At 65.7% G+C, this 17,113-nt stretch carries 17 protein-coding genes; 11 read left to right on the forward strand and 6 right to left on the reverse strand.

Going from position 1 to position 17,113, the window contains the following annotated elements:
- Positions 1-8: 8 nt before the first annotated feature.
- The 4 genes from rpsI to LZC95_03775 are packed head-to-tail and all read left to right on the forward strand — an operon-like array spanning position 9 to position 4,110.
- Positions 9-407: a 30S ribosomal protein S9 gene (gene rpsI / locus LZC95_03760; protein WXA95953.1), complete on the forward strand. Its 399-nt coding sequence runs from the start codon at positions 9-11 to the stop codon at positions 405-407.
- A gap of 22 nt (positions 408-429) precedes the next feature.
- A complete protein-coding gene (locus tag LZC95_03765) occupies positions 430-831 on the forward strand; it encodes a hypothetical protein (GenBank protein ID WXA95954.1) in 402 nt (133 codons plus the stop codon).
- Positions 807-3,083, forward strand: a complete 2,277-nt coding sequence (locus tag LZC95_03770; protein ID WXA95955.1) for a hypothetical protein — start codon at positions 807-809, stop codon at positions 3,081-3,083. The genes LZC95_03765 and LZC95_03770 overlap by 25 nt, the downstream gene beginning before the upstream one ends.
- 37 nt (positions 3,084-3,120) lie before the next feature.
- A complete protein-coding gene (locus LZC95_03775; protein ID WXA95956.1) occupies positions 3,121-4,110 on the forward strand; it encodes a SurA N-terminal domain-containing protein in 990 nt (329 codons plus the stop codon).
- On the opposite strand, the gene LZC95_03780 is transcribed toward LZC95_03775, so the two are convergent.
- Positions 4,075-5,541: a DHA2 family efflux MFS transporter permease subunit gene (locus LZC95_03780; protein WXA95957.1), complete on the reverse strand. Its 1,467-nt coding sequence runs from the start codon at positions 5,539-5,541 to the stop codon at positions 4,075-4,077. The genes LZC95_03775 and LZC95_03780 overlap by 36 nt on opposite strands.
- 74 nt (positions 5,542-5,615) lie before the next feature.
- Between LZC95_03780 and LZC95_03785 the strand changes: the two genes are divergently transcribed.
- Complete coding sequence (locus tag LZC95_03785; GenBank protein WXA95958.1) at positions 5,616-6,035, forward strand: MarR family transcriptional regulator; 420 nt, start codon at positions 5,616-5,618, stop codon at positions 6,033-6,035.
- Between the two features lie 173 nt (positions 6,036-6,208).
- On the opposite strand, the gene LZC95_03790 is transcribed toward LZC95_03785, so the two are convergent.
- Both LZC95_03790 and LZC95_03795 read right to left on the reverse strand, forming a co-directional pair.
- A complete protein-coding gene (locus LZC95_03790; protein ID WXA95959.1) occupies positions 6,209-6,856 on the reverse strand; it encodes a hypothetical protein in 648 nt (215 codons plus the stop codon).
- Positions 6,857-6,879: 23 nt separating this feature from the next.
- A complete protein-coding gene (locus LZC95_03795; GenBank protein WXA95960.1) occupies positions 6,880-7,725 on the reverse strand; it encodes an SDR family NAD(P)-dependent oxidoreductase in 846 nt (281 codons plus the stop codon).
- A gap of 36 nt (positions 7,726-7,761) precedes the next feature.
- Here LZC95_03795 and LZC95_03800 point away from each other — a divergent pair, with 36 nt between their 5' ends.
- The 3 genes from LZC95_03800 to LZC95_03810 all read left to right on the forward strand — a co-directional run bounded on the left by LZC95_03800 (position 7,762) and on the right by LZC95_03810 (position 10,948).
- Positions 7,762-9,327, forward strand: coding sequence for a glycoside hydrolase family 1 protein (locus LZC95_03800; protein ID WXA95961.1), 1,566 nt, complete (start codon positions 7,762-7,764; stop codon positions 9,325-9,327).
- Between the two features lie 106 nt (positions 9,328-9,433).
- A complete protein-coding gene (locus LZC95_03805) occupies positions 9,434-9,766 on the forward strand; it encodes an SCP2 sterol-binding domain-containing protein (protein WXA95962.1) in 333 nt (110 codons plus the stop codon).
- A gap of 15 nt (positions 9,767-9,781) precedes the next feature.
- Positions 9,782-10,948, forward strand: coding sequence for a CoA transferase (locus LZC95_03810; GenBank protein WXA95963.1), 1,167 nt, complete (start codon positions 9,782-9,784; stop codon positions 10,946-10,948).
- A gap of 5 nt (positions 10,949-10,953) precedes the next feature.
- Here LZC95_03810 and LZC95_03815 read toward each other — a convergent pair whose 3' ends face one another.
- On the reverse strand, positions 10,954-12,315 hold the full coding sequence (locus LZC95_03815) for a hypothetical protein (GenBank protein WXA95964.1): 1,362 nt from the start codon (positions 12,313-12,315) through the stop codon (positions 10,954-10,956).
- A gap of 109 nt (positions 12,316-12,424) precedes the next feature.
- On the opposite strand from LZC95_03815, the gene LZC95_03820 reads away from it, so the two are divergent.
- From LZC95_03820 to LZC95_03830, 3 genes are all read left to right on the forward strand, one after another.
- Complete coding sequence (locus LZC95_03820) at positions 12,425-13,477, forward strand: hypothetical protein (protein ID WXA95965.1); 1,053 nt, start codon at positions 12,425-12,427, stop codon at positions 13,475-13,477.
- Positions 13,478-13,763: 286 nt separating this feature from the next.
- Positions 13,764-14,147, forward strand: coding sequence for an SMI1/KNR4 family protein (locus tag LZC95_03825; protein WXA95966.1), 384 nt, complete (start codon positions 13,764-13,766; stop codon positions 14,145-14,147).
- A 21-nt stretch (positions 14,148-14,168) separates the two neighbouring features.
- Positions 14,169-14,984, forward strand: coding sequence for a uracil phosphoribosyltransferase (locus tag LZC95_03830; protein ID WXA95967.1), 816 nt, complete (start codon positions 14,169-14,171; stop codon positions 14,982-14,984).
- 656 nt (positions 14,985-15,640) lie between these two features.
- On the opposite strand, the gene LZC95_03835 is transcribed toward LZC95_03830, so the two are convergent.
- Together LZC95_03835 and LZC95_03840 are read right to left on the reverse strand one after the other, a co-directional pair.
- Positions 15,641-16,477: a class I SAM-dependent methyltransferase gene (locus tag LZC95_03835; protein ID WXA95968.1), complete on the reverse strand. Its 837-nt coding sequence runs from the start codon at positions 16,475-16,477 to the stop codon at positions 15,641-15,643.
- Between the two features lie 21 nt (positions 16,478-16,498).
- Positions 16,499-17,110 (reverse strand): TetR family transcriptional regulator, encoded by a 612-nt coding sequence (locus tag LZC95_03840; protein WXA95969.1) that lies wholly within the window; start codon positions 17,108-17,110, stop codon positions 16,499-16,501.
- Between the last annotated feature and the right edge of the window lie 3 nt (positions 17,111-17,113).

Here is a 17,113-nt window from a genome sequence, read left to right on the forward strand (position 1 = left end):
ATTAGAACATGGCCGCCACAGACAACCGCACGTACTCCACCGGCAAGCGCAAGACCGCCATTGCCCGCGTTTGGGTCAAGCCCGGCACGGGCGTGATCACCGTCAACAACACGCCCGCGGATCAGTACTTCGAGCGTGAGACTTCCCGCATGGTCATGCGCCAGTCGCTCGAGCTCATCGAAGCCATCGATCAGTTCGACGTGATGGCCACGGTCAACGGCGGCGGTCACTCGGCCCAGGCCGAGGCGATGCGCCACGGCATCTCCCGCGCCCTCTGCCTGATGGACCCCGAGCGCCGCTCGGTCCTCAAGCGCGCCGGCTTCCTCACGCGCGACGCGCGCAAGAAGGAGCGCAAGAAGTACGGTCAGCCGGGCGCCCGTAAACGCTTCCAGTACAGCAAGCGCTGAAAGACGTTATCGTCGGGGCGGAATGCGGGTTACCTCGCTTTCTTCACCTGGCATCTCGTCATGGCTCCTGTTTGGGGCCGTCGTGGCCGTTGCTGCCTTCGTGGCGGTAACGGCCAAGCCTTTGTCTGGGCCTTTACCCGCCGATGATGAGCTGCGGCGGCAGGCCTTCGAGACGATGGCCCTCGAAGAGAGGGAGATGCGCCGGAACGCCGCCAAAGATTTCCCTGCCGACCTTTGGTCGCAGGACGATGCGTTCCACAACTCGGAGTTCCGCCGCGCGAAGACCCTCGCAGGGGCGAGGAGCCTCCGCGTGCCGGACGTGCTGCTCGCGGTCGACGAAGGCCTGCACCATCGGTGGCCCGCACCCGAGAACGTGACGCTCCGTCCAACGGTCCCACCGTGCCGACCGCGCCCGATTCATTGATCCCGCGCCTGGATGCGGCACTGCGATGGGCGGGCCAGAAGGCTGCGCGCACGCCGTTCCGGCTCTTTTTCTTCGCCTGCATCGCGCTCGCGTGCACTTGGCCGCTCTTGCGCACGGCGGGCTCGTTCAACGCATTCCGCGATTGGTTGCCCTACGAGGAGACCGCGCGCCGCACCGTTCTGAAGTACGGGCAGCTGCCGCTCTGGGATCCGTACTACTGCGGCGGCTTGGATCTCTTGGGCACCCCGCAGAGCCGGTACGTGTCGCCCACGTTCCTGCTCTCGCTCCTCGTGGGGACCTTGCGCGCCGAGGCGCTCGTCCCCTTCGCGATGATCCTCCTTGGGCTCGAGGGAACGTACCGCTATGCGCGTTCGCGCGGGGCATCGCACTTCGGGGCGACGCTCGCCGCGCCGATCTACGCCGCGAGCGGTCTGTTCGCCTTTTCGCCCGCGCTCACGTGGACCAACTTTTTCGGCTTCGAGCTCGTTCCGTGGGCGGTCCTCGGCGTGCGCCGCGCGATGCGCGGAAGCATGGGAGGCGTCGCCATCACGGCCTTCGCCTTTGCCTGGATGATGGGATTCGGCGGCACGTACTCCGTGCCCTTCGCCGCACTTTTCTGCGCGTTCGAGATCATCGACGGGCTCATTGCCTTGCGCCGTGTGCGCGCGCTCAAGCTGGTGGCGCTGGCCGTCGTCCTTTCCCTCGCGCTTTCCGCCGTGCGCCTCTGGCCTCTTCTGCAAACCATGTCGATGGCCCCGCGCATCGTCGGCGGCGCGCAGGGCCTTGCGACCAAAGATCTCCTGCCTGCGCTGTTCGGACAGATCCATCCCGACAACGGCGACTTCGACATCCGTGGCAATTACCTGGTAGGTGGCATGTGCCTCGCCGCCGTGTTCGCAGGGCTGTTGCGGCGAAGGAGCGCCTCTCTCGTGGTCGCGGGGGCGGCGGCCATCTGGCTCGCCCAGGGATTCAGCGTTCCCGTCTCGCTCTTCGCGCTGCTCAAACGGCTCCCGCTCTATTCGGCGCTGCGTTACCCCGAGCGGTTCCTCGTGCTGCTGGCGCTGGCCACCGCGGTGGTGGCCGCGCTGGGCGTCACGCAGCTTCAAGTGCTCGCGCGCCGGCGGCGATGGGTCGTCGGGCTCGTGGGCGTCACGGCGGGGCTGCTTCTCGTCAACCTGCAGCCGCTGGTGATGAACCATCATGTGGCGGCGAACGGCCGCGTGCTCGCACCACCGCCGGTGCGCATGGAGCAGCCGTTCCGGCAAGCGCGCGGCACGCGATGGGGCGTCGCGTACTACGGCCCGATGGGGCTCGGGTGCCTCTCGTGTTACGACGCGTACCCCGTTCCGCAATCGCCGCTTTTGCGCGGCGATCTCGACGCCGAGGAATACCTGGAGGAACCCAACGCCGGCAAAGTGACCCGCACGCGCTGGACGCCGGGTGCCATCTGGCTCCACACCGAAATGCGCAAACCGGGGCGCGTCTTGGTGAACCAAAACTGGCACCCCGGCTGGCGCACCAACGTGGGCACCGTCCAGAGCGCCCAGGGCCTTCTCGCCATCGACGTTCCCGCGGGCAACAGCGACATCGTGCTGCGTTTTCTCCCGCGCTCGGCCATCGGCGGAGCCGCCATCTCGCTCACTGCGCTGGGGATCCTCATTTGGCTCTTACGACGCCGGCGCGACCTCTCCACCCGGGAGTATGCCGCCGCCCTCGTGCTTCCCGTCGTGCCCTTCGCACTGACGCTCTCCTTGGTGCACGAACCCTCCGCACCGTCCGTGCCCCTCAAGACGGCCACCGGCGAGAGCATCCTCGCCGCCGCCCCGCCCCCGGACGCGCGCCGCATCGACGCGCAATTCGCCGGCGGCATCACGCTCGAGGCCTTCAAAATGACGCCGGCCACCCCCGCGGCCGAGTCGGTCGTCACCATGGAGTTCGACTGGAAAGTCTCCCCCGACGTCGAGTCCAAGATGGGCTTCTTCGTCCACGTCGTCCCCTCCTCGGGCAACGACCTGCGCGCCGATCACGTCATGATCTCGGACGCGCTCGAGATTGAAAAGGCACCGCCCGGCAAAACGCTGCGCGACATCGTGCAGCTGACCGTCCCCTACGACGGCGGCGGAAAGACGTGGCGGGTCTACGCCGGCCTCTGGCGCGTTCGCGGCGATGGCAAGCGCATTCCCATCATCCGTACCGGTACGGCGACCGCCAGCGACAACCGGCTCGACCTGGGCTCATTTACCGTGCCTTGAATTTCGACGAGCTGTGCTAGGAGCAGCTAGAACGCGCATGTTGAAACGCTCTTTCCGATGGCTTGCATTTTCCGCCGCTTTGTCAGCGAGCGCGACGTTCGTCTGCGCGAAGAGCGACGCGGCCATCGTCGAGCGCGTCGTGGCCGTCGTGGGCGAGCGCCCCATCCTGCTGACCGACCTGCGCCGCCGGGCCAAGCCCTTCCTCGCGCAGATCTACGCGCAACAGCAGCAAAATCCCACCCAGCGGGCCGCCGCCGAAACCCAGATGTACCGGGACCTTCTCAACCGCATGATCGACGACCGCCTCGAGGAACAGGCGGCCGACAAATCGCGCATCGCGGTCACCACGGACGAGATCGACCGCGGCATGCGGCAGAAGGCGGAAAGCCTCAACCTGCCGCTGAAGGATCTGCTCATCGAGGCGCGCCGCCAAGGTTTGAGCGAGCAAGATTACCGCGAGGAGGTACGCCGCCAGCTCCTCGAGGGAAAGCTGATTCAGTTGCGCGTGCTGCCCCGCGTGCGCGTCAGCGAAGAAGACGCCCGCGCCACCTACGCGCGCTGGGTCAAGGAAATGGGCGAGGAGCGCGTGATCGAGCTGCGCATCCTCGCGCTCCGCGTGCCCGCCAATGCGACCGACGAGCAGTTCAAAGAGCGCGAGGACTTCGCCAAGGAGATCGTCAGGAAGGCCCGTGCCGGTGAGGACTTCTGCAAGCTCATCGCGCAGCACTCCGAGGACGTCACCACGAAGAACACCTGCGGCTCGCGTGGGTCGCAGCCCACGTCCGCCCTTCTTCCCGCGCTCCAGGAAACCGCGAAGAGCCTGAAAGAAGGGGAGACGTCCGACCCCATCGCGTTCGGCTCGGAAGCCATCGTCATCGCGCAGTTGAACAAGGGCCCGCACATCCCGACGTACGAAGACGTCCGCGCCGTAATGCGCGAGCGCGCGATGGGTGAGATCATCGAGCGCCAGCGCAAAATCTGGCTGCAGGACCTACGCCGCGGCCTTTACATCGACGTCCGGCTGTAGCGGTTTCGGCGTCGCCTGCTTGCGCGCCGGCGCCAAGAGAAACGCCGCCGCGAGCAGCCCGAGAACGACACCGCCCGTCGCGACTTGGTAGGCGAAGTGGTAGCCGCCAAGTACCGCGTCGAGCTGCCCCATGTGCATGGTGCGCAGCGTCGCCGTTCGGTGCGAAGCCGCCGTCGCGAGGATGGCGAGATCGATCGCGCCCGCGAGCTGCAAGGAGAGGGTCACCATGGCCGAGCCAAGCCCCGCATCCTTCGCGGGAACGTCGGACATCGCGATGGTCAGCAGCGGCAAGAACGAAGTGCCCGCGCCGAGACCGAGCAGGGCGAACGACACGAGCCTCCACGGCCAATACGACGCATGCGGATCCATGCGCGCGAACGACGCGATCGCGAGCACCACGAGACTCATGCCGCCGAGAAGCACCGAGCGCGGCCCGAAGCGTGCGACCAGCCGCGCGGCGATGCCGAGCGACATGAGCCCGACCATGCCGGTCATGGGCAGAAACGCGAGCCCGACCCGCATCGGCCCGAACCCCAGCGCGTGCCACAGCTCGAGGGAGCCAAAGAAGAACACGCCGTACATGCCCATCATGAGCAGGCCGCGCACCAAGTTGCCGACCATCAAGCTGCGAATGCGCAGGATCCGAAGCGGCAAAATGGGCTGCGCCACCCGCAACTCCACGACGATGAACACGGCCAGCAGCACGACGGTGGCGAAGGCCGGCACGAGCACTGCGGGCGAGGTCCACGCGTGCGTCGCCCCGGCGACCAGCGCATAAACCAGGCTCATGGCGGAAGCCGTCACCAGCACCGCGCCGGCCACGTCCACGTTGCCCTTGGTGCCAGGAGGGGTCTCGCGCAACACCGCGCGCGCGAGCGGGATGGAAATCAGGCCGATGGGTAGATTGACGAGGAAGATCCAATGCCAATCGAGCATCTGCGTGATGACGCCGCCCACGAGGAGTCCGACGGAGCCGCCGGAAATGCTCACGAACATGTAGCCGCTCATGGCCTTGGTGCGTTCGGCGGGCTCGGGAAACTCGATGGCGACGATGGCCAGCACCACCGAGGAGGCCGCGGCCGCGCCCACGCCCTGGACGAATCGCGCGGCAATGAGTACGAGCTCGTGGTGGGTCATCCCGCACGCCACCGAAGCGAGCGTGAAGAGCGCCAGGCCAGACAGGAACAGACGCCGACGCCCGTACAGGTCGCCAAGGCGCCCGAACAGCAGCAAAAGCCCGCCGTACGCCAGGAGGTACGCGTTCGTGACCCACGTCAGACGCGCCTCGGGCAAGTGCAGGTCGGCTTGAATCACCGGAAGCGCTACATTCACGATGGTTGCGTCGAGCACGAGCATGAATTGCCCGAGCAACACCGCGAAAAGCGCGAGCCAACGTCTTCGGGACGCAGGCTCAGTCGTGTTGGTTGCCATGATAGTCACAGTAGGTGTGATGATATTGGCCGGCAAGACGATCCAAGCGAGGTTATATTTTTATAAAGGAACCGATGGGCTCGCGTACGACGTCTCCTGCCACCCCCGAAATCCCGACCCTCACGCAGCTCGCCCGGCGCGTGCACGCCAAGGCGGATGAGTCGCGCCTTCGAGTGAACTTGAAGCAGCTCTACATTCTGCGTGAGCTGCGCGACACGGGCAGTCTGCCGCAGAACTCGATCTGCATCATGATGCGCACGACGGCGAACACCGTGGTCGCATGGCTGAACGAGCTCGAAGCGGAGGGCTTCGTCGAACGCGTTCGCGACCCCGACGATCGGCGCAAGCACAACGTCGCGCTAACCCGCACGGGCCTGGACGTCCTCGAAAACGCCGAGCGCTATCTCTTCCACGTCGAAGAAGAGGTGCTCTCGCCGCTCACCCCCGAAGAACGCACCCAACTCCGCAAACTCGTCGCCAAAGCCCTCGTCTAAGGGAAACGGCTCGAAGAAGTTCACAGGGAGGCGGGGAGGCGGGGAGGACTTACGGCACAGAGGGCGCGGGGCCCTTTTTTTGGGGTTTCAATGGGCTCACTGGCCCGATTGAAAACCAAAAAAACTCCCCGCCTCCCCGCCTCCCTGTGAATTCTCTTCGGGGCTTAGCGAGGTTACGCGCCGTTGCGGATGGCGTTGATCGCTTGCAGGAGGCCGCGGGGGGTGGCGCGGAGGGCGACGTAGACGTGGTCCGAGTCGGCTTCGACCTTGCGGACGCCGATGAGGGGGGAGACGACGGACAGCGCTTTGCGGAAGGCGCCGTTGGCGGCGAGCTTGGGGACCTTCAGTAGATCGAGGACGATGCGATCGCCTTCGGCTTCGACGATGGCCTCGGGCTTCTTCGGCGCGAAGCTCACCAGGTTGGCCGGCTTGGACAAATCGAGTGCGCCCGATTTGATCAAGGTGGCCACGGGCGAGTCGCTGTCTTGCAGCAACGTGAGCTTCATGTTGCTCAGACGGATGCCGATGCGCACCGCATCGGCGCCGATGGTCACGTCGTCGACCGTGACCGACGTGGTCGCGCGCAGCGGCGTCCCCATCACGTCGATCGTGGCACCGAAGCGCAAGTCCGGCGGGGACGTGCTTAGCTCGATGTCCTTGGGCGCCTTGCGCCCTTTGATCTGCGACGTGAAATAGCGAAGCGCCGCGACGGGCACGCCGAAGCGAAGCCCCGCCGCGTTGCGCGCGGCGCGGACCACCTCGTCAGGGTTGCGTCGCAGATAGTCGAAGGCCGCCTGGGCGAGCTCGCGGGGCTTGAGCATGCGGGGGCCACTCTAGCACGAGCTCAGGCCTTGACGATCGCGTCCCAATGTTCGGCGATTTCCTGAGCCGACCAAACGCCTCCGTCGCCCTCTTTGAAGCGGCCCGCCGTCTCGATCACCTTGAAGGCGTACATGCGAGCACCGGCCACGGCCAGCACGTAACCCGTGCGGTCTGCACACAAATCGCTCGCCAAAAAGAGCGCCGCCGGGGAGATGTGCTCCGGCGTCATCGTCTCCACGCCCTGGAACATGGGCAGGTCCTCGGTCATGCGCGTCTTCGCAATGGGCGCGAGCGCGTTGACCGTGATGCGCTGCTTCTGCAGCTCGATGGACATGGTTCGCGTGAGGCCGTAGATGCCCGCCTTGGCGGCCGCGTAGTTCGCCTGGCCGAAATTGCCCTGCATGCCGCTCACGCTGGTCGTGTTCACGATGCGGCCGCCCTCGCCCTGCGAGACCGCTTGCTTGGCGAAGGCCTGCGACACCAAGAAGGTGCCCTTCAAGTGCACCGCGATGACCGAGTCCCACATCGCCTCGTCCATCTTGAGGAACGTCTTGTCGCGAAGGATGCCCGCGTTGTTCACCAGGACATCGACGCGCCCGAAGGCTTCCACCGCCGTGCGAACCAGGCTTTGCGCGCCCGAGGCCTCGGTCACCGATTCGGTGTGTGCGACGGCCTGGCCGCCTGCCTTCGTGATCTCTTCCGCAACGAGGTTCGCCGCGCCAGCGTCCTCCCCGCTACCATCGCGCGCGCCGCCGACGTCGTTCACCACGACCTTCGCCCCTTCTCGCGCAAAGAGAAGAGCATGCGCCCGCCCGATTCCACCGCCTGCGCCCGTGATGATCGCGACCTTGCCGTCCAGAAGACCCATGAAAGCTAGCTCCTTGTCGAGGTAACCTACATGACCATGAAGCCGAGCCGTCGTCTTCCTCTTTTGCTCTTCTTCACGAGCTCGCTGGGACCGATCGCGGGAGCCTGCGACAAAACGAACCCCGATGACTTCCACCCCCCGGTCCGGGCCGACGCGGGCCCCGACACCGGCATCGACGGGGGAGAGGTCGGTCCGGATGAAGTGACCTTCCCCGAGGGCTTCCGCTGGGGGTCCTCCACGTCGGCCTTCCAGACCGAAACGGGCAACGCGCAGACCGACTGGGGCAAGTGGGTCACCATGCAGGGCAAGATCAAGGACGCCGCTACCCCCGACAAGGGCGGGCCCGACGCCTTGAACCACATCGACGACGACATCCGCGCGCTCAAAGACAGCGGGCAAAATGCCTATCGCTTCTCCATGGAGTGGGCTCGCCTCTACCCGACGTTGGCCGATCTCAACGCCGGCCGAGCCAACGCCGCCGCCGTGACCAAGTACACCGAGCTACTCGACAAACTGCGCGCCGCGAACATCCACCCGCTGGTGACCTTGCAGCACTTCTCGCTGCCGTCGTACGTCTCGGATCCCACCAAGCCCGCGGAGCCGCAAGGCTGGGAGCGACCCGAGACCAAAGACCTCTTCGCGAAGTATTGCGGGCTCGTGGCGGGCCTCTTCAAGAACAAGGTCGACGAGTGGATCACCATCAACGAGCCCGTGGTGGTCGCACTCAACGGCTACGTCGCCGGCGCCGCACCCCCGGGCGGTTTGCTCGAAACGACGCGCGCCTTCGCCGTCGCACGCGCCGAAGCCCGCGCGCATGCCCTGGCCTACGAAGCGATCCACCGCGAAGACAACGCCGACGCCGACGGAGATGGCAAGCCGGCCTTGGTCTCCATCGCGCAAAATATGGAGACCTTCCATCCCAAGGTGGACGGTGACGCCGCCGATATTCAGGGCGCCAAACACATCGAGTACATCTGGAATTGGTGGTTCGTGAACGCCATCGTCAAAGGCGATTGGGACGACGACTTCGACGAGAAGTACGAAGGCCCGAACGACAAGCGTGCCGATCCTTCGCTCCTCAACCACGTCGATTGGCTGGGCATCAATTACTACACCGACATCCTGGTGAGCACGCACGATGGGATTCAAATCCCCGGCGTGGGCGCCTCCATCGTGCCCCAGCCGTTGCCGACGAATCGCCACAAAACCGACTTCGCGTGGGACATCCATCCCGAGGGGCTGCGCGCCGTGCTCGTGCAGGCGAACACCTATGGCTTGCCCATCACGGTGACCGAAAATGGAATTGCCGATGCATCCGACGCCAATCGCGCACGCTTCATCACCGAGCACCTGTATCAAGCGGGCTGGGCGATCCAAAATGGCGTGCAATTGCGCGGCTATTACTACTGGTCGCTGATGGATAATTTCGAATGGGACAGCGGTTATTGTCCCAAATTCGGTCTCTACTCCATCGGCGATGGGGGCGCGCGAACGCAGCGCGGCAGCGTTGCGGCGTACCGATCCATCATCGAGGCGAAGAAGGTGCGACGGGATGCGACCGCTTCGCTACGAGCGTATCAGCCACCCACGATTTGCAATTGAGTCGCGCTTGACGCGATGCACATGCGGGTGGTAGCCAACTGAATCACCATTCACTTTTGGAAAACACCGCCTCATCGCTACGGATGAGGTAACGAGGAGGCCAGCAATGGGCGTGGACGTCAAGAAGCTGTTCAACGAAGAACTCCCCGCGGCGCTTGCGAAGAACGCGGACGACGCGAAGACCATCGGCGCGAAGTACCAGCTCAACGTGACCGGCGAAGGCGCGTGGAACATCGACGTCTCCGCCACCGGCCCGGCATGTAAGGCGGGCGAGGGCGAGGCCGATTGCACGATCACCATCGCGGCCGAGGATTTCCAGAAGCTCATCGAGAATCCGCAAGCCAACGGCATGCAGCTCTTCTTCGCGGGCAAGCTCAAGGTGGCCGGCAATCAAATGCTCGCCATGAAGTTGCAGAAGCTCTTCAGCTACAAGGCCTGAGAAGGTCCGTCGATCATGCGCAAAGCGCCGCTCGAGGGCATCAAAGTTCTCGATTTGAGCCGGCTGCTCCCGGGACCGTTCGCATCGTTGGTGCTGGCGGATCTCGGGGCGCAGGTCGACAAGATCGAAGATCCCGGCGGCGGCGATTATTTGCGCCATATGCCGCCGCCCGTTGCAGGTGCGGAAGGTGAGGGCGGAGCCCAGTCGGGGTTGTTCCTCGCCATCAACCGCAACAAGCGAAGCGCGGTGCTGGACTTGAAGAAGCCGCAAGGGCGAGACGCGCTCCTGCGGCTCGTGGACCATTACGACGTGGTGCTGGAGCAATTCCGGCCCGGCGTGATGGATCGCCTGGGCCTCTCGCACGATACCCTGCGCGCACGCAATCCGCGCCTGGTGGTCTGCGCGCTGACGGGCTACGGGCAGAACGGCCCTCTGAGTTTGCGTGCGGGGCACGACATCAATTATTTGGCGCGCGCCGGGGTCCTCGGTTTTCAGGGACCGCCGGATGGACCGCCCGCCGTCTTCGGCTTTCAGTTGGCCGACATCGGTGGCGCGCTCTGGAGCGTCATCGGCATCATGGCCGCACTTGCCGCCCGTGCGAACACCGGGGAGGGAAGCGTCGTCGACGTGTCGATGCTCGAAGCCTCGATGGGCTTCGCGGCATCGAGCTTCGGGCAGATGCTCGGCAAGGAAATGCCCAAGCGCGGCAACGAGACATTGAGCGGCGCCATTGCGCCGTACAACACGTACGAGACGAAGGACGGCCGCTTCGTCACGCTCGGGGCGCTGGAGCCCAAGTTTTTGCTCGCCTTCGCGGCGGGCGTGAAGCTCGAGTTGGACCTGAGTGCGCTCGTCGTGGGGCCGCACCAGGAGGCGCTGAAGGCGAAGTTCCGCGAGATCTTCAAGCGTCGCACCCTCGCCGAGTGGATCGAGTTTTCGCGCACCACGGATTGCTGTCTCGAGCCGGTGCTCTTGCCGGAGGAGCTCGCGAGCGATCCGCAGCTGGTGGCGCGCCGCGTGTTTTTCGAGCTTCCCTCGCCGTGGGGGAACCTTCTGCAATTCCGCACGCCCGTGACGGATCCCGAAGGGCAGCACCGCGCGCCGCCCCGCCAGGGCGAGCACACGCGTGCGATTCTGCGTGAGGCTGGGTTCTCGGACGCCGAGGTCGACGCGCTCGTTTGAGTCGTCTACTTCTGCGGCGGGATCTTGAACGGCTTGCGCGCGGTGATGCGGCGGAATTCGTCGATGAATTCCCAGTCGGCGATGAGGCCCTTGCGCATCAAGAGTGAAAGCAGCGCCGCGAAAAGCGGCTCCCAGCGGACGTCCTCGCCAAGGACGGCGCGGGCATCGGCGCCCTCGGCGCGGGCGCGCAGGGCGCGAATGAGGTCGCGCGCGGTGAGGCCTTCGGAGACGTCGGCCCCCGGCGGACTGGAGGCGCCACGCCTGCGCGGAACGCGCGCGGGCAGGTGCAACGTCGTGCCGTCGAGCAGCGTGATCTCCACCATCGGCGGACGGCGCCAGGTGCTGCTGACGTAGATCTCGCGGGTCTCGATTTCCGGATCGATGTCCGGGCCATCGAGGGAGGGACGCTCCGGCGCGGAGGGGCGCTCCACACCGGAGGGACGCTCCGTTGCCGAGGGCCGGTCGGCCGCAGAAGGTCGCTCCGTTGCCGAAGGCCGGTCGGCCGCAGAAGGCCGCTCCGTCGCCGAGGGGCGCTCCGTCGCCGAGGGGCGATCGGCGGCGGAAGGACGCTCCGTTGCCGAGGGGCGCTCGGCCGCGGAAGGTCGCTCTGGCGCGGAAGGTCGCTCGGCGGGGCGTGGTGCGGGTGCCGGCTGCGTGGGGGCCGTCGACGACGTCGATGGCGCTGCCGAAGGCCGCTCGGCCCGTGCCGCCTTTTGTCCCGCCGAAGGCCGCGTGGGCTTCGTTGGCGGGGGCGGCGGAATGGCGGCCGAAGGTGGCGGCGGCGGTGCGGCCGGACGGCTCGGTGCAGCCTCCGACCTGCGCGGCGGCGGCATGCGCGATGCGGCGGCCTTGGCCGCGACGCCCTCGGGGTTCGTCGGCGGGGGAGGTGGAATGGGACGCGGCGTCTCCCGCTCGGCCGTTTCTGCGGTGCCGTAGTACACGCGGATGGCGCTGCGAATGTCCGTCGGCGAGCCAATCATGGGCCGCGCCGGAAGCCCCGCCGATCGCGACACTTCTTGAAGTGCCGCCTCGTTCGTCGGGTCGGCCATCGCCACGTAGAGCGTGTCCTGCCGTTTGACCCGCCGCACGAAGATGGGGACGAGGCAATACCGATCCGCGAGCTCGTGGGGCACCAAGTTGAGAAGCTGCCGCGAAAAATCGACGTGATAAAGCGACACCCAAGGGACACTGAGTTGCTGCCCCAGCGTCTGCGTGAGTTGCGTCTCGGTCACCAGCCCGCGGGAGACCAAAAGCTCGCCCAGCCGCTGCCCGGGCAGGCGCGGTAGCTTCAGCGCCTCCTCGAGGCGGTCCTCGCTGAGGATTTTCGAAGCAACGAGGAGCTCTCCAATGCGTAAGCGGGCAGCCACGACCAGCCCATCGTACGCACGATGAGCTGCCTGGGCCGAATTTTCGGGTAACAGTTGCCCGAGACCCTCGCCTGGTGTGCGGGTGTGTTAGAACGGGGCCAGCCAGCTCATGGACGCCTCGCAACGTCACATCGCCCGCTGGGATCTCGACAAGACTTACCTTCGGACCGAGTTCGATACGTTGCGGGATCTCGTGCGGACGGCCCTCGAACGCCCGGACGAAAAGCGCACCAACCCCGGCGCAGCCACGCTTCTGCGGGAAATGGTTCGCGCCGGCATCTCCGTGCACATCTTGTCCGGCTCGCCCGAACAGATGCGCCGCCGCCTCGAGGACAAACTGCGCCTCGATGGCATCACTTGGGACAGCTTCACCTTGAAGCCGAATCTCAAGAACGTGCTCAAGCTTCGCTTCCGCGCCCTGCGCGATCAACTCGGCTACAAGCTGCCCGCGCTGCTTCACGCCCGGGCCCTGCTCGACCACGCCACGAAGCTCACGCCCCCAGGCGATGCGCCGCCCGCTTCGCAGGGCGCCCTCTGCCGCGAGACCCTCTTTGGCGATGACGCCGAAGCCGACGCCTTCGTCTATTCGCTGTACGCGGACATCGTGTCCGGGCACGTCAGCGCCGAGACCTTGCTGGAAATCTGCGAGCGCGGCCGCGTTTACCCCGACGTCATCGATCGGGTCATGCACGATGCCAACCTGATTGCACCGGGCGAGGCTGTCGAACGCATCCTGATCCACCTCGAACGGCAAACTCCGCCCGATGACTTCCACGTCTACGGCGCGCGCGCGGTGCCGTTCTACAATTACTTGCAAGCTGCATTCGTCGTGCACGAAGACCAGCGGCTGCCGGCCGACGCGGTCTTGCGGGTCGGTGTGGAACTGGTGGTGCAGCACCGCTTCGACGGCGACGCCCTGGCCCGGAGTTACCTCGAGCTGGCCCGCCGAGGGCACCTCCGAGGCACTGGAGTGGACGATCTGTCAACCGCCTTCGAGCGCTACGACGACAGATTGCCGGGACACGCAGAGCTCCGCCGCATGGTGGAACGTCTGCCCCAAGCCGCAAATGCGGCCCGCGCAAGCTGGCGAGGCCCGGATCAGCGCCTCCCAGACTACTTGGCGCTGGTGGCGCACCATAACCCACGCCGCCGCGGTCGCTAAAAGGTGCGAGACGTAACGACGCGGGGGTGTTAGCGTGTCCGATGGCGCCCCGACCTATTGGCGGGGATGTTGTCGGCCTAGCGTGGATTGGTGATGAGGGGCCATCGTGGACAGTGATCTAGCGGACGCGGTAGAAGGGCTCAAAGCCATATTTCAGAGACGAAAAATCGAGGCTAGCTTCGGAAAAGCGCCTCCAGAACTCGTCGACTCGTTGAAGAAACAGTTCCGAGTCCCCTCTCGGTATCGGAATTTTCTCCTAGGGGCGAATCCGGTCAAAGTGGAAACGGTGACTCCGGTCGAGCGCATTCGGCTGCTCCCGGCGGAGGAAATCGTGAAGTCGCAGCCCACGGCGAATTGGAAGCCGTCCTGGGTCGTCATCGGCGAAAGCTCGCTGCTGAGCGATCCGTACTTCCTGGACGTCTCCAAGCCCGATCCGGAGGGCGACTGCCCCGTCTACACGGCGATGAGCGGGCAGGAAAAGTGGAACCCGACGTTGGCCGCCTCGAGCTTTGCTCAGTTTTTGCGGATCATCTCGACGGCCATGGAAATCGCCGCCGGCTTCGGTGACGCCATCATGGACGACGAGGACGAGGACAGCTTCCGCGAAGCCCTCGGTCCCAAGGTCAAAGTGATCGACGCCGCCGCGCTGCGCGCCGGTCACTGGACGTGAGCGGGGCCTCGGGTCCGACAAATGGTTGAAACGGCGTATTCGAAGAGCCACTACCGTGCGCCCGAAATCGCGCACCGCTACGGGCCCAACGTCCACCTGCTGGACGACCCGCTCGCGTGGACGCAACTCGCCCGCCTCTGTGCGCGCGAAACCGGGCAGCCGCACGTCGGCCGCCTGGTGCGCACGCTCTACGAGCGTCTGAGCGAGGTGGTGCTGGCCGCGGAGTTCCCGCGCGTGCGCATCGACGTGCCCACGCGCATGGTGGCCTCCTCGCCCTACGCCGTTTACCGGGGCGCAGCCATCGCGCCTTCGACCAAGGCCGTGAGCGTGGGCATCGCCCGCGCCGGCACGATGCCATCGCAGGTCGTCTACGATCTGCTGAACGAGGTGCTCGATCCCGCGGGCGTGCGGCAGGACCACCTGTTCATGTCACGCGTGACCGACACCGAGGGCCGCGTGACGGGCGCCTCGTGGCACGACGCAAAGATCGGCGGCGACGTCGAAGGCCGCATCATCGTGATCCCCGATCCCATGGGCGCGACCGGCAGCTCCGTGGTGAGCGCCATCTCGCACTACAAGTCGAAGATCGGCGGCACCCCGGCGAAGGTCATCACGATGCATCTGATCCTCACGCCGGAGTACTTGAAGCGCGTCCTCGCCGCGCACCCCGAGACGATCATCTACGCCCTTCGCTTGGACCGTGGGTTGTCGGCACCCGAAGTGCTTTCCACGGTTCCGGGGACGCAGTGGGACGACGAAAAGGGGCTCGACGAGCACCAGTACATCGTCCCGGGCGCCGGCGGCGTCGGCGAATTGTTGAACAACGCGTGGGTTTGACCCCGCGGTGAGCGCGCACGCCGCGGCGTGTGCACTCCTACGTCATTCGTCATCGAACGGGACGGGCGGGTCCGTTGTCACGGTCACCAGAATCAGTTCGTCGGCACCGAGCCGGTACCATATCCAAAGGTTTCGATCGGCGACCCGTCGGACCCACGCGCGTCCCACGGGTCGGACCGTCGACTCGAAGTCGGCAGACCCAGGAAGCTCGTCAGCCTCGGCCAGCGCTCGAATGGTTCGTGCTACGGCGAGCCTGCGAAGCGATCCTCGGGGAAGGCTACGTGCCGCTTCGCGCGTGTACCAGGTGGTTATTCTAACTCGGCGCGCCACGATTCATCGTCCGCTCCCTCGAGCCACCGAAGAAACGCCTCACTCGCCTCGGCCGAAAGCAAATCGCCACGGTCCGCAGCCTCCATGGCAGCGCGTACGTCCGCCTCATCGTCTGGGTGCGGAAGCCATAGTGCGTGGGTCTGCGTGTGGGAATTCATAGTTCGAGTTTACTCCTCCGTCGGAATGGCGACCAATCCATGGCGATCCGAGAGCACTTGCGATGCCAGCAAGTTCTCGCGAAAAATCGCGCGGCTTTCGCGCGACAGAGGTGTCTCGGACAGTTTGCAGGTGTCCCGGGACAGTTCGTGGCGTCGGCGTGCTCGTGTTTACACCCGTGCGTGCATCAAATGCGCGCGGTTCGAGACGCTCAATCCATCTTCCCGGTTGCGGAAGTACAGCGCGCGCAGCACTTGGGGCCCGATGGATTCGACGTGGCGGAAGCCCATGGCGCGGAGATCCTGCATCAGGGACTCGGGTAAAAAATGCGAAATCCAGGGTTCGCCGAGCTTTGCCACGCGGGCGGTGAGGGCGGTTACAATTGCGCGATCGCGAGCGTCGAGAGAGGCGGGGTCGATCTGGTAGTCGAACACCACCTCGGTGCCGCGCGCGGCCTGGAGAATCATGCCCAGGGTGTCCATGATGGCGGCGCGCGTGAGGTACATCGTGACGCCCAGCCAGCAGAAGAACGCGGATTCGTCGAAATGGAATCCGTTGGCAATCAACGCGTCGCGCAGCGTGTCTTTCTCGAAGTCGACAGGGACGTACGTCAGCGATGGCGGCACCGCGATTCCCGCGTTGCCGAGCAGCTCGCGTTTGCGGGCCTGGGTCGCGGGATGATCCACTTCGAGCACGCGCACTTCCTCGAGGCGGTGGCGGTAGGCGAAGGTGTCGAACCCAGCGCCGAGGACCACGTATTGACGCACGCCGCGTGAGAAGGCGGCCTCGAAGGCTTCCTCCGTGTAGCGGCTTCGTGCGGCGAGGAAGGCGCGGATGTGCCTTGTCTCGCGTTCGTCGAGCTTCGAGAAGTCCAAGAGCTCGTCGTTGCTTCCCGTGAGGCGGATGGCGAGGGGATCCTCGAAGACCAACGGACGATCGAACAATTGATGCGCGGCTCGTTGCATGGCCACGCCGATGGCAGTCGAACTCGATTGATTGTCACGCATGGTTCCCTCCAGTGCGGCGGCTCACGGGCATCGCGCGCGGAAGATTCGTTTGAGCGCCGCACCCGCGGCATCCAGGTCCACCCCCTGCGGATCGAGCAGCCATTGCGCGCCCGACCCGCGCAACACCCCTTCGACGAGGACCGCCGTCACGTCGGGATCGAGCCGCGCGTCCATCTCTCCGTCGGCGATGCCCTCGGCGAGCCTTCTTGCAATGGCCCGACGGAACGCCTCGTTGTTCTCCGCTGCCAGCTCGCGCATCCGCGGCACCGTGGCCACCGCCTCGGTCCGCATGATGAACAATGCCCGCGCGCCCGCGCTCTGTCCGCGCAGCAGCGCGAAGTACACGTCGACCAGCGCATCCAGCGCCAAGAGCCCACGGCGCCCGCCAATCGCCTCCTCCACCGCGTTCAGCACCGCAGAATGAATCGCGGCCACCACGGCCTCGATGCACGCCTCCTTGGTGCCGAAGTGGTGCGTCACCATGCCCCGACTCAGGCCCGCAACCTGCCCGATCTCCGCCAAGGTGGTGCCCGCATAGCCGCGCGTGGCCAGCAGGTGAATCGCGGCGTCGATCAGCTTCTTCCGCGATTCGATGCTGCGTTCCGCCTGAGTCCGACGTTCCACCCTTCCCATGAT

This window comes from Sorangiineae bacterium MSr12523 (genome assembly GCA_037157775.1).
GTDB lineage: Bacteria > Myxococcota_A > Polyangia > Polyangiales > Polyangiaceae > Pendulispora > Pendulispora brunnea.

What these genes read in the sequence shown, in the direction of transcription:
- rpsI (WXA95953.1), top strand. Translation starts at nt 9, where the DNA reads ATGGCCGCCACAGACAACCGCACGTACTCCACCGGCAAGCGCAAGACC.
- LZC95_03765 (WXA95954.1), top strand. Translation starts at nt 430, where the DNA reads ATGCGGGTTACCTCGCTTTCTTCACCTGGCATCTCGTCATGGCTCCTG.
- LZC95_03775 (WXA95956.1), top strand. Translation starts at nt 3,121, where the DNA reads ATGTTGAAACGCTCTTTCCGATGGCTTGCATTTTCCGCCGCTTTGTCA.
- LZC95_03780 (WXA95957.1), bottom strand. Translation starts at nt 5,541, where the DNA reads ATGGCAACCAACACGACTGAGCCTGCGTCCCGAAGACGTTGGCTCGCG.
- LZC95_03785 (WXA95958.1), top strand. Translation starts at nt 5,616, where the DNA reads ATGGGCTCGCGTACGACGTCTCCTGCCACCCCCGAAATCCCGACCCTC.
- LZC95_03790 (WXA95959.1), bottom strand. Translation starts at nt 6,856, where the DNA reads ATGCTCAAGCCCCGCGAGCTCGCCCAGGCGGCCTTCGACTATCTGCGA.
- LZC95_03795 (WXA95960.1), bottom strand. Translation starts at nt 7,725, where the DNA reads ATGGGTCTTCTGGACGGCAAGGTCGCGATCATCACGGGCGCAGGCGGT.
- LZC95_03800 (WXA95961.1), top strand. Translation starts at nt 7,762, where the DNA reads ATGAAGCCGAGCCGTCGTCTTCCTCTTTTGCTCTTCTTCACGAGCTCG.
- LZC95_03805 (WXA95962.1), top strand. Translation starts at nt 9,434, where the DNA reads ATGGGCGTGGACGTCAAGAAGCTGTTCAACGAAGAACTCCCCGCGGCG.
- LZC95_03810 (WXA95963.1), top strand. Translation starts at nt 9,782, where the DNA reads ATGCGCAAAGCGCCGCTCGAGGGCATCAAAGTTCTCGATTTGAGCCGG.
- LZC95_03820 (WXA95965.1), top strand. Translation starts at nt 12,425, where the DNA reads ATGGACGCCTCGCAACGTCACATCGCCCGCTGGGATCTCGACAAGACT.
- LZC95_03830 (WXA95967.1), top strand. Translation starts at nt 14,169, where the DNA reads ATGGTTGAAACGGCGTATTCGAAGAGCCACTACCGTGCGCCCGAAATC.
- LZC95_03835 (WXA95968.1), bottom strand. Translation starts at nt 16,477, where the DNA reads ATGCGTGACAATCAATCGAGTTCGACTGCCATCGGCGTGGCCATGCAA.
- LZC95_03840 (WXA95969.1), bottom strand. Translation starts at nt 17,110, where the DNA reads ATGGGAAGGGTGGAACGTCGGACTCAGGCGGAACGCAGCATCGAATCG.